17 protein-coding genes and 1 pseudogene are annotated in these 12,137 nt (G+C 70.5%); 9 read left to right on the top strand and 9 right to left on the bottom strand.

Annotated features, from left to right (window positions below):
• Positions 1-69 precede the first annotated feature (69 nt).
• Both L2X99_RS11345 and L2X99_RS11350 read left to right on the top strand, forming a co-directional pair.
• A complete protein-coding gene (locus L2X99_RS11345) occupies positions 70-543 on the top strand; it encodes an MBL fold metallo-hydrolase (protein WP_236126640.1) in 474 nt (157 codons plus the stop codon).
• Positions 537-836 carry a hypothetical protein gene (locus tag L2X99_RS11350; protein ID WP_236126639.1) on the top strand — a complete coding sequence of 100 codons (300 nt, stop codon included), beginning with the start codon at positions 537-539 and terminating at the stop codon, positions 834-836. Before L2X99_RS11345 ends, L2X99_RS11350 begins: the two co-directional genes overlap by 7 nt.
• A gap of 5 nt (positions 837-841) precedes the next feature.
• Here L2X99_RS11350 and L2X99_RS11355 read toward each other — a convergent pair whose 3' ends face one another.
• The 6 genes from L2X99_RS11355 to L2X99_RS11375 all read right to left on the bottom strand — a co-directional run bounded on the left by L2X99_RS11355 (position 842) and on the right by L2X99_RS11375 (position 5,160).
• The gene (locus tag L2X99_RS11355) at positions 842-1,822 is read right to left on the bottom strand and encodes an NAD-dependent epimerase/dehydratase family protein (protein ID WP_236126638.1); all 981 of its coding nucleotides are present in this window, start codon (positions 1,820-1,822) and stop codon (positions 842-844) included.
• A 64-nt stretch (positions 1,823-1,886) separates the two neighbouring features.
• Positions 1,887-2,243 carry a YciI family protein gene (locus L2X99_RS11360; protein WP_236126637.1) on the bottom strand — a complete coding sequence of 119 codons (357 nt, stop codon included), beginning with the start codon at positions 2,241-2,243 and terminating at the stop codon, positions 1,887-1,889.
• Positions 2,244-2,681: 438 nt separating this feature from the next.
• Entirely contained in the window at positions 2,682-3,266 is a 585-nt protein-coding gene (locus L2X99_RS18605; RefSeq protein WP_442923438.1) for an SET domain-containing protein, read from the bottom strand.
• A gap of 49 nt (positions 3,267-3,315) precedes the next feature.
• Complete coding sequence (locus tag L2X99_RS11365; RefSeq protein ID WP_236126636.1) at positions 3,316-3,945, bottom strand: LysE family translocator; 630 nt, start codon at positions 3,943-3,945, stop codon at positions 3,316-3,318.
• Positions 3,946-4,150: 205 nt separating this feature from the next.
• Positions 4,151-4,684, bottom strand: coding sequence for an alpha/beta fold hydrolase (locus L2X99_RS11370; protein WP_236135128.1), 534 nt, complete (start codon positions 4,682-4,684; stop codon positions 4,151-4,153).
• An 8-nt stretch (positions 4,685-4,692) separates the two neighbouring features.
• On the bottom strand, positions 4,693-5,160 hold the full coding sequence (locus L2X99_RS11375) for an SRPBCC family protein (RefSeq protein WP_236126634.1): 468 nt from the start codon (positions 5,158-5,160) through the stop codon (positions 4,693-4,695).
• A gap of 107 nt (positions 5,161-5,267) precedes the next feature.
• Here L2X99_RS11375 and L2X99_RS11380 point away from each other — a divergent pair, with 107 nt between their 5' ends.
• The 7 genes and pseudogenes from L2X99_RS11380 to L2X99_RS18625 all read left to right on the top strand — a co-directional run bounded on the left by L2X99_RS11380 (position 5,268) and on the right by L2X99_RS18625 (position 10,900).
• Positions 5,268-5,732, top strand: coding sequence for a winged helix-turn-helix transcriptional regulator (locus tag L2X99_RS11380; RefSeq protein ID WP_236126633.1), 465 nt, complete (start codon positions 5,268-5,270; stop codon positions 5,730-5,732).
• Between the two features lie 187 nt (positions 5,733-5,919).
• Positions 5,920-6,348 carry a MarR family winged helix-turn-helix transcriptional regulator gene (locus L2X99_RS11385; RefSeq protein ID WP_236126632.1) on the top strand — a complete coding sequence of 143 codons (429 nt, stop codon included), beginning with the start codon at positions 5,920-5,922 and terminating at the stop codon, positions 6,346-6,348.
• 85 nt (positions 6,349-6,433) lie between these two features.
• Positions 6,434-8,029 (top strand): SPFH domain-containing protein, encoded by a 1,596-nt coding sequence (locus L2X99_RS11390; protein ID WP_236126631.1) that lies wholly within the window; start codon positions 6,434-6,436, stop codon positions 8,027-8,029.
• A gap of 103 nt (positions 8,030-8,132) precedes the next feature.
• Positions 8,133-8,651, top strand: a pseudogene (locus L2X99_RS18610) (DEAD/DEAH box helicase); the annotation flags it as partial.
• Positions 8,652-8,853: 202 nt separating this feature from the next.
• A complete protein-coding gene (locus tag L2X99_RS18615; protein ID WP_442923439.1) occupies positions 8,854-9,921 on the top strand; it encodes a helicase-related protein in 1,068 nt (355 codons plus the stop codon).
• The gene (locus L2X99_RS18620) at positions 9,918-10,103 is read left to right on the top strand and encodes a hypothetical protein (protein ID WP_442923440.1); all 186 of its coding nucleotides are present in this window, start codon (positions 9,918-9,920) and stop codon (positions 10,101-10,103) included. Before L2X99_RS18615 ends, L2X99_RS18620 begins: the two co-directional genes overlap by 4 nt.
• Complete coding sequence (locus L2X99_RS18625; protein ID WP_442923441.1) at positions 10,040-10,900, top strand: ATP-dependent helicase C-terminal domain-containing protein; 861 nt, start codon at positions 10,040-10,042, stop codon at positions 10,898-10,900. The genes L2X99_RS18620 and L2X99_RS18625 overlap by 64 nt, the downstream gene beginning before the upstream one ends.
• A gap of 34 nt (positions 10,901-10,934) precedes the next feature.
• On the opposite strand, the gene L2X99_RS11400 is transcribed toward L2X99_RS18625, so the two are convergent.
• Genes L2X99_RS11400 through L2X99_RS11410 form a run of 3 tightly spaced genes read right to left on the bottom strand, consistent with a single transcriptional unit; the run spans position 10,935 to position 12,117 of the window.
• Positions 10,935-11,465, bottom strand: a complete 531-nt coding sequence (locus L2X99_RS11400; RefSeq protein ID WP_236126630.1) for a zinc-binding dehydrogenase — start codon at positions 11,463-11,465, stop codon at positions 10,935-10,937.
• Positions 11,450-11,893: a hypothetical protein gene (locus L2X99_RS11405; protein ID WP_236126629.1), complete on the bottom strand. Its 444-nt coding sequence runs from the start codon at positions 11,891-11,893 to the stop codon at positions 11,450-11,452. Before L2X99_RS11405 ends, L2X99_RS11400 begins: the two co-directional genes overlap by 16 nt.
• Positions 11,890-12,117 carry a hypothetical protein gene (locus L2X99_RS11410; RefSeq protein WP_236126628.1) on the bottom strand — a complete coding sequence of 76 codons (228 nt, stop codon included), beginning with the start codon at positions 12,115-12,117 and terminating at the stop codon, positions 11,890-11,892. Before L2X99_RS11410 ends, L2X99_RS11405 begins: the two co-directional genes overlap by 4 nt.
• Between the last annotated feature and the right edge of the window lie 20 nt (positions 12,118-12,137).

A 12,137-nucleotide genomic window follows, 5' to 3' on the forward strand; every position in this document is an offset into this window, starting at 1 on the left:
TAGGACCATGCAGTTCACTGAGAACTGGAACATCGCCGCGCCGGCAAGGTCGGCTGACAGGATGGTCGGATGACCGATCTGCGCGAAGTGGCCCCCGGAGTGCTCATCGCGACCAGCCGCAAGATGTCGACGAACTCGACCCTGCTGGTCGGCGGATCCGATGTGCTGCTCGTCGATCCCGCGTGGATGCCGGACGAGCTCGATGCCCTCGCGTCTGAGATCCGGCGACGCGGGCTGCGTGTGATCGGCGGCTTCGCCACCCACGCGCATCAGGACCACCTGCTGTGGCATCCCGACTTCGGCGCGGCTCCGCGCTGGGCCTCCGCCCGGACCGCCGCTCTCGCGGCATCCGAACGGGAGGCGCTCGTGAGCTTCCTCGGCGCGGACTTTCCCGCCCACCTCGTGGAGCTCATGGGACGGGTGCGGGCCGCGGAGGCGATCCCGGCCGTGTCTGTGCCTGCGGGATTCGAGGTCGAGCTGATCGTGCACGACGGGCACGCCCCGGGCACACCGCCCTCTGGCTGCCGACGCAGCGCGTGCTGATCGCCGGCGACATGCTCAGCGACGTCGAGCTGCCCCTCCCCTTCTACCCGGACGATCTGCCGTCCTATGCGGCGGCGCTCGACCTTCTCGAGCCGTATGCCCGGGAGGCCGCGGTCGTGGTGCCCGGGCACGGACATGCGGGCACCGATGCCCTCGCCCGGCTGGACGCCGACCGCCGCTACCTCGACGACATGGCGTCTGGCGGGGCATCCGATGATCCGCGCGTGAACGATCCGGAGATGGCCGAGGCGCACGCGCACATGAGGCAACTCGTCCAGTCACACGGGGCGTGACCGCCTCACCGCTCGGCGTCGAGCGCGCTGCGCACCTCGCGTTCCTCGTCGTCGGTGAGCCCCGCCTGCCTCGCCACATCCCGAGTGCGCTCGTAGTCGAGGGTGTCGGCGAGGGTGTCGGCGAGCGGGCGCGTCACGAGTCCGGCGGCGCGAGCGCGGCCGGTGTCCATCGTCCCGAACCAGCGCCATTCCGGATCCGCGATCCACAGCGGCATCGACTTCGGGCCCATCCACTGCCCGATGCCGAGCTGCGCAATCCGATCCAGCGGCACAAGACGCAGCGCCGCAGTGCTGTGCGCGACCTGCTTCGACGTCTCGAGCACCTCTCCGAGCGTGGTCGCCGGACCCGTGGCGTTGAACACCCCGTCGATCCGCTGCTCGGCGGCCGTGACCAGCCATTTCGCCAGATCGCGGACGTCGATCAGCGCGACGGGGAAGTCGAGGTCGTCCGGCGCGATGACGTCATCGCCGGTCGGCGCCGCGAACCGCCACGGCCAGTAGCCGGTGCGGCCCGAGGCGTCGCCCGGCCCGCCGATGAGACCGGGGCGGACGATGGTCGCCGACGACGGCGCCTCCGAGACCAGCTGTTCGCAGGTGACCTTCGCGGGTCCGTAGGCCTCCATCGATTCCATCACGTCGCCGTCGAGAGGGTCCAGGAGCGCGGCGTCCTCGGACTGCTCCGGCCGGTCGAACGCGGCGTACACGTTCCCGGTGGACACGAAGACCCAGTGCCGGGTGTCGAGGTCGCGAACGGCACGGCGGACCTGTCCGGGCTGACGCGACACATCGATGACGGCAACCCATTCGCGGCCGCTCACGGCGGCGAGGCCGTCCTCCTCATCGCGGTCGGCGGCGACGAAGGCGGCGCGCTCGGGCGCGGGAGCGGTGCCGCGCGCGAGGCAGGTGACGTCATGTCCGCGGGCGACCGCCTCGTTCGCGATCGCACGTCCGAGGAAGGCGGTGCCGCCGAGGATCAGAATCTCCATGGCACGATGCGACCACGATCGACCGCGCGCTGTCCAGCGATTCCGCCGTGAGCGGTGCCGCGGATCAGCCCCGTTCCCACGGGAGCTTGACCAGCGGCAGGATGTAGATGCGGCCGAGGATGGCGACCGGATGCTTTGCCATGAACTCTGCGGCCTCGTCGATCGAGTCGGCGGTGATGAGGTCGTAACCCGCGAACCACTCCTTGAACTCCGGGAACGGGCCGTCGACGATGAGCGTCCGGCCGTCGCGCACGGCGACGGACTTCGCCTGTTCTGCGCCCGCGACAGGTGCACCCATTTCGAGGCGGCCGGCGGTGTTCCCCTCGGCGGCCCAGCGCTCGAGGATGGCCTGATCCTCGTCCTGCGGCAGTTCAGTGCCGGTCGGGTCGGACATGTGGATGACGAGGTACCTGCTGCTCATGAGCGTTCTCCATTCGGTGTTGCGAGTTGACTGCGTCGACGGATGAGGTGGGTCTCGGCGGGCGCGCGTTGCGCCCTTTCATGTGCAATACGCCGTTCTGCTCTGCGCTCGGCGATCACCCGGCGTCGTTCGGCTCGGGTCGCGGCACGCTCCGTCTCGAGGCGGTGGATGAGGATCGCTCCCATCGGATCCATGTGCATGCGACATGTCCTTCCCGATCTCTGTCCGGACGCGTTTCACCCGGTCACCAAGACCACGAATCACCTGGGTCGTTTCGACACCGAGGAGCCGACTCGGTGTCCCTTCTCACGGAACTCGGCGGGAGTCAGAGACGTCTCCGGCGTGATTCCGTCGGATCCCATGCCCGACGTCTGCAGCACTTGTCTCATGAAACCTGTCAGTAACGGCATGACGCGGTGCGGTCAGGCCCGCGCGAAGCTACGTCCTACGCTCGGCTGAGGAAAAATGCCGCCGAATTGCTGGCGACCAGTGGGCTCGGTATCGCAGTCGGAGTTCCGCCCGCTCCCAGTCTCGACCTGTGACAGTCTCGCGACAGACAGAACTCTGGCAGGTGCACTCCATCGCATATTCGGGATCGTCCGTGAACGTCGCATAGTCGACGGTGACCTCCTCGTCGCGCATGATCCGCCGCCGAGCGATCAGCAAAGCAGGATCCTCCCACCACAGATTCGGGTCGCAGCTGTGATTCCCGTACCCGTTCGGGGAGCGCCCAGGCATCACAAGATTCAGATCCTTGTCCAATGACAGCGAGTCCACGTACTCCGAACTCTCGAACAGGGCAAGGAGTTGATCGTCGCTGACCAGCCGACCACCGAAGGATGCCACCGTCACCCCCGGCTCGATAGGCGCCAGAGCAAACAATCCTTGACCTGCGATCGCCGAAGACCGGACCTCGATATCAGGGTGAAGCCACGGAGCGGAACGAATACCGTGCACTGGGCCATGATAGGCCGGGGCTCCTGGGCCGTCCGGCCGTGTCGCCACCACAACGCCCCTTGACATCACAGTCCGTGCCGACGCCCACCGCGACGCATGAATGCGCAGTCCGCGGTCACGCAGCGCGCTGCTGAGTGGTTGCCGCCCAGGCCGCCAGCCCGAAATACGCCAGCGCCGGCGCTCTCCTGAGCACACGTCGCTGCGACAGCCGAGAGCCGGCGAGGCGGCTGACGCCGCCGGCTGCAAGACAGTAGAACAGGTCGCAGAGCAGACCGATGACCGTGAAGACGACCCCGAGAGCGAGCAGCTGGATCCACACGGGGTGATCAGGGTCGACGAACTGCGGGAGGAACGCCAGGAAGAACAGGATCACCTTCGGATTCGCGGCGCCGAGAAGGAAGCCCCGCGCATAGGCCCTGCCCCAGGACTCCCGCCCCGTGCCGACACCGGCCTCGAGACTCGGGCGATGGCGAAGACTCTGGATCCCCAGCCAGATCAAGTATCCGACGCCGAGCCATTTCAGCAGCTGGAACAGGACGGCGCTCGTCGTGATGACCACACCGAGACCCGCGGCGGTCGCAATGGCGAACAGGAGCGTCGCCGTCTCCACCCCGAGCGCGGAGCGCCACGCTCTCCGCGGGCCCCGGGTGAGAGCTGTCGTGACGAGGAACACGACATTCGGTCCCGGCATCAGCGCCAGGCCGAAGGCCGCGAGGCAGAACACCGCGATGCCTGTGAAGGTCATTCCTGTACTCACCTGCCGTCGTCGATCAGCATTTCGGCAACAGCCTCCGGGTCCTCGCGCATCGCGTTGTGCCCGGTCGGGATGTCGCGCACCCGCCACCCCGGGTCGGCACCGAGCCGGGCCCGCAGGCCGGCGAAGGGGGTGCCGTCCTCCCAGCCGGAGCAGTAGATGAAGTCGCGCCGCGCAATGCTCTCGAGCCCTCCGGTCAGCCGGATCCGCTGCAGGAGAGAGCCCAGCGGATGCGGGCGGCGGCGAGGCTCGCCGCCGCCCGGGGGCCGTTCCGGCCCCGGGCGGCGGCGAGGCTCGCCGCCGCCCGGGGCCGGAACGGCGGACGGACGGTGTGGCCCGTCTCGGCCGCGCCGTCGATGAAGGACTGTCGGTAGGCATCCGTCGTCAGGGACCAGCAGGAGTCGCCGTCGCGAGGGACGTACGCGTCGAGGTGGACAAGGCGGGAGACCCGCTGGGCCGCGCGATCGGCGGCCGCCGTGATCACCATCCCGCCGTAGCTGTGTCCGACGAGCGTCGCCTCGGTGATGTCAGCCGCCTCCAGAACCCGGACGACGTCAGTCGCGTGCGTGTCGAGGTTCGCGCGCGCCGCCGTCTCGTCGTCATGATCGGGCGACAGACCTGTCAGCGTCAGGGCGTGCACCGTGTGGCCGGCGGCCGCCAGCAGCGGCGTCACGGCCTCGAACGCCCAGGAGCCGTGCCACGCCCCGGGGACGAGAACGAACGTTGCCATCGCTGCACCTACGCGCTCTGGAGCGCGACCTCTTCGGCCGGAGTGATCGGCGCTCCGGTCCCCGTGGTGATGAGCGTGCGCAAGCTCCCGAGCGCGTGACGCGACCACCCGACCGAGCAGCCCTCGTAGCAGTCCAGCTCCGGGGTGAGGCCGACGTGGGTGAATGTCAGTCGTGATCCGCCCGCAGTCGGCTCGATGTCGAAGACGATGTCGCTGCCCGCCCACTCGTCGACCTCCGGCGAGGAGGCGAACCAGTTCGCGACGACGTGCCAGACGACTCGCCGGTGCGGCGTCAGCTCGGTGATCCGGGCGCGCGTGCGGTGGATCCCGGGCACCTCGTAGATGAACTCGCCCTGTCTGTCCGTGTCGCCCGAGATGCGCTGCGACCACCAGCCGCGCACGTCGATGACCGCGTCGTACACGTCTTCCGGCGACTGCGGCACATCGAAGGAGAAGGTGTAGTCGGTACCCGTCATGGTTCGTCGATCCTTTCGTGGACATTCGCTTCACTTGCATCACACAAGCGACTGATACTGTCGCATGACTCCTTTCGTGATGCAAGCATCTGGGTAGAATCGACCTCATGTTGGGCAGGACGTATGACAGCGAGGTGTGCTCCATCGCTCGGTCGCTGGAGGTGATCGGAGAGCGCTGGACCCTCCTGATCATCCGCAACGCCCTCTTCGCGGATGTCACGCGATTCGGCGACTTCCAACGGCGACTCGGAATCGCGACCAACGTCCTCACCGCGCGACTCGACGGCCTCGTCGCCGCCGGCGTGATGGAGAGGTCCCACACCGCGAGCAGCGCGGAGTACCTGCTCACCGAGAAGGGCCGGGATCTCAGCGGGGTGCTCGTGGCGCTCACTGACTGGGGCGATCGCTGGGCCGCACCCGACGGCCCGCCGATCATCTACCGGCACGGCGCCTGTGAAGGCGCGGTGCACAGCGGGCTCACCTGCGACAGGTGCGGCGCCCGACCGGATGCCGTCACGGCATCACCGGGCCCCGGCATGCCGGAAGAGCGCTGGATGAGCGGCAGACAGTGAGCACGTCGAATGATTTCGTGACCAAACCGTTGCTTTCGTTACCTCGCCGTTATAGAGTGATCGCACGGTGAATGTTTGCTGTGGCATCCACCGCAATGTGATTGCAGGACCTCTTGGTGCAAGGGACAAGGGCCGGTCGGGAGCCTCTCCGACCGGCCCTCAATCATGTCCGCGCTAATCTGTGAGGATGACCGATCGCCAGCTCGCCCTGCAGGCGTGGGAGAGCCTCTTCCGCGCCCAGCACGAGCTGTTCGCCGAGATGATCACCGACTTCGACGGCGCCGACATCACCCAGGCCGAGTACGACGTGCTGCTCACGGTCGTGCGCTCCTGCGACATGACCGCCAGGCTCCGCGACGTCACCGCGAACATGCTCATCAGTCAGCCCAGCGTCTCGCGCCTCGTCGACCGGATGGTCAGCCGCGGCCTCATCACGAAGGCCGCCGACCCCGAGGACGGCCGCGGCTCGCTGCTCACCGCGACCGAGGACGGCGCACGCACGTTCCGCGTGCTGGCGACGTCGCACGGCCGGTCGATCGCCGAGAAGATGTCGAAGCTGGATGCCGACGAGCTGGCGACGCTGCTCGCCCTGACGGAGAAGCTCCGCGGACTCTGATCCACAGGCCATTCACCCCGGCATCCGATCTCTGGCAGGGTGGTTGCGTGGGAACTCCACTGGGGAGTTCAGGCTGGAGGGCCCCTTGGAGATCGCCGCGCTCGTCGGAATCCTGATAACCGTCGGAATCGCACTCGCATTCGTCGTCGTACTGGTCGGCATCGTCGCCCTGTTCGCCCGCAGCTGGATCAAGGTCGCCCGCGCCGATGAGGCGCTCGTGATCTCGGGGCGCAAGCAGAAGGTGCAGCGCGCCGTCGTGAACAGCGACGGCAGCACGAGCTCCGAGCTCGCCGAGTCGCCGGTCACGGTGATCGTGAACGGCAAGGCCGTCGTCAACCCGATCACCCAGCGCCACGAGATCATCTCGCTGCGCTCGCGCCAGGTCTCGCTGAACGCCGAGGCGCAGTCGCTCGACAGCGTCACCCTGAACGTCGACGGCGTCGCGATCGTGAAGATCGGCTCCGACCCGCTGTACGTGCGGCGCGCTGCGGAGCGCTTCGCCTCGCAGGACAAGGCCATCGAGCAGTTCACCACCGAGCAGCTGGAGGGCGCCCTGCGCGGCATCGTCGCCACGCTCTCGGTGGTCGAGCTCATGCGGGAGCGCAAGAAGTTCTCGGATCAGATCGCCGCAGACGTCTCGAGCGAGCTCGCCGACCAGGGCCTCATCCTGGACTCGTTCCAGATCAAGGGCATCACCGACGGCGTCGGATACATCCGCTCGCTCGGTGCACCGGAGATCCAGGCGAAGCGCCAGGCCGCCGAGATCTCGCAGACCAACGCCGACCGTGCGATCAACCAGAAGAACATCGCCAACAACGAGGCGAACCTGATCGAGCAGACCGCACTCGACACCAACACCGCCAACGCCAACGCCGGCATCGGCCGTGCCCGCGCCGAGGCCGAGCAGGCCGAGCACCTCGCACGCGCGCAGGCCGAGCAGGCCGTGCTGCAGCAGCAGGCCGAGAACCGGCAGGCGCAGCTGGATGCCGACGTCAAGCGCGTCGCCGACGCTCAGCGCTACGAGTCCGAGACCAAGGCTCAGGCCGACCTGTTCACGCGTGAGAAGGCCGCCGAGGCCGCCGCGATCGAGCAGGTCAAGCAGGCCGAGGCCCGCACCCGCATCGCCGAGCAGCAGGCGCAGGCAGACAAGGCCCGCGCCGCCGGTGAGGCGGCGGCCGCAGAGGCGAAGGCGGCCGGTGAGGCCAACGCGCTGCGCGCCCAGTCCGACGCCGAGGCATCCGCCCGCCGTGTGCGTGCCGAGGCCGAGGCCGCCGCGATCCGCGCCGAGGGCGAGGCCCGCGCGGCCGCCGTCGAGGCAGAGGCGAAGGCCATCGCATCGAACCAGGAGGCGTTCCTGTCGCAGCGCGTGCTCGAGGTGCTCCCCTCGATCATGGGCGAGTTCGCCAAGGGCTACGCCACGATCGGCAACGTGTCGATCATCGGCGGCTCGGGCGAGGACGGCGCCTCCAGCGTCGTCGGCGGCGACAACGCCAAGGCCATGCGCGCCGTGTTCGACAGCGTCAACGCCGCCACCGGCCTCGACCTGGCCGCCATCATCCAGGGCCAGGCCGTCGGCCGCGGCTTCGGCGCCGGCGTCGCGCAGGCGTCTGAGGACGCGGCTCCCGAGGCACCCGCGCGCCGAACGACTGTCGTCGAGACCGAGACCGCCACCGAGGACTGATCGATTCGCACCGAGGGCGCGGATGCTGCGGCATCCGCGCCCTCGGTGCGTCCGGGCGGCCCGCGTACCCGACTTCGGATCCGGCGCACGACGCGCCGGCCGGATGCGACACACACGCGGCGTGTCCGGCACGAGATCCGAAGTTGGGCACACGGCAGTCGCAGGTGAGACTGGACGGGTGACTTTCGACCTGGCGCGGATCGGCGACGGGCTCTCCTTCGCGGGCGCGCTCGGAGACCTGAGCGCCGCGCTCGACGCGAGCACGGCCGTCGTCGTCAGCGCGCCGCCGGGTACCGGCAAGACGACGCTCGTCCCTCCCCTGCTCGCGTCCCGCACGACCGGACGCGTGATCGTCACGCAGCCGCGCCGCGTCGCTGCCCGCGCCGCCGCGCGACGGCTCGCACAGCTCGACGGCACGCCGCTCGGCACCCGGGTCGGGTTCACGGTCCGCGGCGAGCGCTCCGTGAGCCGCGACCTGCGCATCGAGTTCGTCACGGCCGGCGTTCTGCTGCGACGGATGCTGGACGACCCGGGCCTCGACGGCGTGGACGCGGTCGTCATCGACGAGGTGCACGAGCGCGCGCTCGAGACCGACCTGCTGATCGGTCTGCTCGGCGAGGTGCGGGAGCTGCGCGACGACCTCGTGCTCATCGCCATGTCGGCCACACTCGACGCCGCTCGGATCACCGAGGTGATCGGCCCGGAGGACGACCCCGCGCCGGTCGTGGAGCACCCCGTCGCGGCGCATCCGCTCACCGAGCGCTGGGCACCGAGCCCGGTGCCGCGACTGGACGAGCGCGGAGTCACCCGCGGCTTCCTCGACCATGTCGCCCGCACCGTCGGCATCCGGTGCGCGCGACCTGGTCCGCGACGACCCGGCCGCCGACGTGCTGGTCTTCGCGCCCGGCGCATGGGAGGTCGCCCGGATCGCCCGGAGCCTGCGCGACGAGGCCCGCGGGTTCGACGTGCGCGAACTGCACGGGCAGATCCCCGCCGCCGAGCAGGACGCCGTGATCCGCGGGCGTGCGGCCGGGGCCGAGCCGCGCATCATCGTCACCACCTCACTGGCCGAGTCGTCGCTCACCGTGCCGGGTGTGCGCCTGGTCGTGGACAGCTGCCTGTCACGGTATCCGCAGCGCGATACGGCCCGCGGGATGAGCGGTCTGGTCACCGCCGGCGCTGCGCGTTCCTCCTGCGTCCAGCGGGCCGGACGCGCCACCCGGCAGGGCGCGGGCACCGTCATCCGGTGCGTCGATGAGCGCACCTATGCCGCGGCGCCGGCGCGGCCGGCGCCCGAGATCGCCACCGCCGACCTCGCGGATGCCGCGCTGCTGCTCACCTGCTGGGGCGCACCGGGCGGCACCGGGCTGAGGCTGATCGATCCACTGCCCGCCGACGCACTGGCCGAGGCCCAGGCCGTGCTGCACGACCTCGGCGCCATCGGCGCCGACGGTCGCGCGACGGCCGAGGGCAGGGCGCTCGCCCGCATCCCCGTCGACCCTCGGCTCGCGCGTGCGCTGCTCGAGGGCACGGAACTGGTCGGCGCCAGGCTGGCGTCCGAGGTGGTCGCGCTGCTCGGCGGCGACCTCCGCGCGCCCGACGCCGACGTGGCGGCAGCGATCGTCGCGCTGCGCAACGGGCGCGGTCCGGATGCCCGACGCTGGGCGCTGGAGACCGAGCGCCTGCGGCGTTTCGTGCCGTCCTCCCCGCATCCGGCAGCAACGGTCGCGGGTCCGGCGCAGAAACACCCACAACGAGTGAGACCGGAGCATCAGAGGCACAGACCCTTCGGAGTTCGGGTCTCAACGGTCGCGGGTCCGGCGCAGAAATACCCGCAACCGGTGAGACCGGAGCATGGAGCGCCGGCGGCGGCGACGACGCGGGGCTCGTGATCGCGCTCGCGTTCCCGAACCGGATCGCACGGCGGGTGGAGCGCACGTCCGAGGGCGCGACGTTCCTGCTGGCATCCGGCACCCGCGCAGGCGTGCGCGGAGCGCTCGCCGACGCCGAGTGGCTCGCGGTCGCCGACGTCGCCCGTGCATCGGGGCGAGCCGCCGCAGGCTCGGGGCGCTGATCCGCGCCGCCGCGGCGATCACCGAGACGCAGGTCGAGCGGGCCGCCGACCACCTGATCACCGACCGCGTCGAGGTGGAGTTCGTGAACGGCCGCGTGGCCGCTCGCCGTGAGCGCCGGGTCGGCGCGATCGTGCGCGCGTCGGTTCCGGTGCGTGCGACGGCCGAAGAAGCACGCGCGGCCGTGCAGCGCGCCCTGCGCCGGGAGGGCCTGGGCATGTTCACCTGGTCGGATGCCGCGGACCAGCTGCGCCGCCGGCTCGCGCTGCTGCACCGCTCGCTGGGTGCCCCGTGGCCGGGGGTGTCGGATGCCGCGCTGACCGACGCCCTCGACGGCTGGCTCGGCCCAGAGGTCGACGCGCTCGCCACCGGGACCCCCGCCGCGCGGCTCGACCTGGCATCGGCGCTGCGCCGGCTGCTGCCGTGGCCGGCCGCCGCCGAGTTCGATGCCCTCGCGCCGGAACGGCTCGAGGTTCCCAGCGGATCGCGCATCCGCATCGCCTATCCGCCGATCGATGACGAGACCGCCCGCCCGGTGGTCGCCGTGAAGCTGCAGGAGTGCTTCGGGTGGGCCGAGACGCCGCACCTGGCAGGCGGGCGGGAGCCGGTGCTCTTCCACCTGCTCTCCCCTGCCGGGCGTCCGCTCGCCGTCACCGACGACCTCGCGTCGTTCTGGTCGGGCCCCTACGCGCAGGTGCGCGCCGAGATGCGCGGCCGGTATCCGAAGCATCCGTGGCCGGAGGACCCGTGGGCCGCCGCGCCCACCCGCCATACGAAGAACCGCGCGGCGCGCGGCTGAGTCTCGGCCGGCTCCGGGCGCCGGGCCCCTCGGGTCAGGGCGTCACGACGAGGCGCCTGCCGCGCAGATCCGTGCGCTGCCAGGCCTCCTCGATGTCACGCAGCCGCACCGTCTCCACGGGGAACGACAGGTCACCGCTGCGCGTCCAGGCGACGACCTGATCGAACGCCTCGGCGATGGTCTCGGCTGTGAGCCCGCTCGCGGCGCCGACGATCTCCAGGCCCGACGTGCGCAGACTCGCCGCCGGCAGAACGACGTCGGCACCGGCGAGTTCGCCGATCTGGATCAGCCTGGCCCGCTTCCCGAAGGCGAAGCTGTCCGGGACGAGTGCCCGCAGCAGCACGTCGGTCGGCCTGCCCCACAGGTAGTCCGCGATCACGTCGTAGCCGTCCGGTGCGGTATCCCGGTACGCCCGCAGCAGGTCGTCATCAGGCAGAGACGTGTTGATCACCCCATCGGCGCCGAGTTCCTCCAGCTCGCGGAGCTGCGCGTCGTCACGGCCGGTGGCCACGACCCGTCCGGCGCCGAGCAGCCGCGCGATCTGGACGGTCAGCCGGCCCGCCACCCCGTTCCGCCCTGCACCAGCACGGTCCGGCCTGCTTCGAGTCCGCCTCCCAGCTTGATGCTCATGCCCGCCACGGCCGAGCTCATGACCGACAGCACAGCGGGGTCGATCCCCTCGGGCGCGGGACGAACCGCGCGTTCATCGACCGCGCACAGTTCGGCGAGGGCACCGTACGGCGATCGAGGATTGCCGAAGGACACGAGGGTCCCGTCCGCCAGCTCGCCGATGCCGTCGAACGCGGGGATCATGGGGAACTCCACGGAGCCGCCCTGCGCCGAATAGTGCTCGCCTGCGACGATCGCCCTGTCGACGTTCTCCACCGCGACCGCGATCGGGCGGACGAGCACCTCGCCCTCCTGCGGCACCGGGTCGGGGAAGTCCTCGTAGCGGGGAACGCCGCCGGCGCCGTGCACGACCGCGGCCTTCATCGCCGCCCCTGCCCGAAGAGCGCCGCGATCCGCTGCTGCCAGGCGACGAGCACGCGCGGCGGGCGGTGCGCCGTGTGGCGGTGGGCAGCGGCATGTCGCCGGCGGGACTGAGCACGGCGCGCGGCCCCCTGATGCCCGCTCGATCGCTCGGCGTGCGCGGGCACGCCGGGGATCCGATGTGTCCCTTCGTGCAGAGCATCGATGAGCCGGTTCTCGGTGTTCATGTGGTCTTCCTTCCCCGTTC

Source organism: Microbacterium sp. KUDC0406 (assembly GCF_021582875.1).
Classification (GTDB): Bacteria; Actinomycetota; Actinomycetes; order Actinomycetales; family Microbacteriaceae; genus Microbacterium.

Coding starts and splice junctions, on each gene's coding strand:
- L2X99_RS11345 (WP_236126640.1), top strand. CDS start 70: ATGACCGATCTGCGCGAAGTGGCCCCCGGAGTGCTCATCGCGACCAGC.
- L2X99_RS11355 (WP_236126638.1), bottom strand. CDS start 1,822: ATGGAGATTCTGATCCTCGGCGGCACCGCCTTCCTCGGACGTGCGATC.
- L2X99_RS11360 (WP_236126637.1), bottom strand. CDS start 2,243: ATGAGCAGCAGGTACCTCGTCATCCACATGTCCGACCCGACCGGCACT.
- L2X99_RS18605 (WP_442923438.1), bottom strand. CDS start 3,266: ATGTCAAGGGGCGTTGTGGTGGCGACACGGCCGGACGGCCCAGGAGCC.
- L2X99_RS11365 (WP_236126636.1), bottom strand. CDS start 3,945: ATGACCTTCACAGGCATCGCGGTGTTCTGCCTCGCGGCCTTCGGCCTG.
- L2X99_RS11370 (WP_236135128.1), bottom strand. CDS start 4,684: ATGGCAACGTTCGTTCTCGTCCCCGGGGCGTGGCACGGCTCCTGGGCG.
- L2X99_RS11375 (WP_236126634.1), bottom strand. CDS start 5,160: ATGACGGGTACCGACTACACCTTCTCCTTCGATGTGCCGCAGTCGCCG.
- L2X99_RS11380 (WP_236126633.1), top strand. CDS start 5,268: ATGTTGGGCAGGACGTATGACAGCGAGGTGTGCTCCATCGCTCGGTCG.
- L2X99_RS11385 (WP_236126632.1), top strand. CDS start 5,920: ATGACCGATCGCCAGCTCGCCCTGCAGGCGTGGGAGAGCCTCTTCCGC.
- L2X99_RS18615 (WP_442923439.1), top strand. CDS start 8,854: ATGTCGCCCGCACCGTCGGCATCCGGTGCGCGCGACCTGGTCCGCGAC.
- L2X99_RS11405 (WP_236126629.1), bottom strand. CDS start 11,893: ATGAAGGCCGCGGTCGTGCACGGCGCCGGCGGCGTTCCCCGCTACGAG.
- L2X99_RS11410 (WP_236126628.1), bottom strand. CDS start 12,117: ATGAACACCGAGAACCGGCTCATCGATGCTCTGCACGAAGGGACACAT.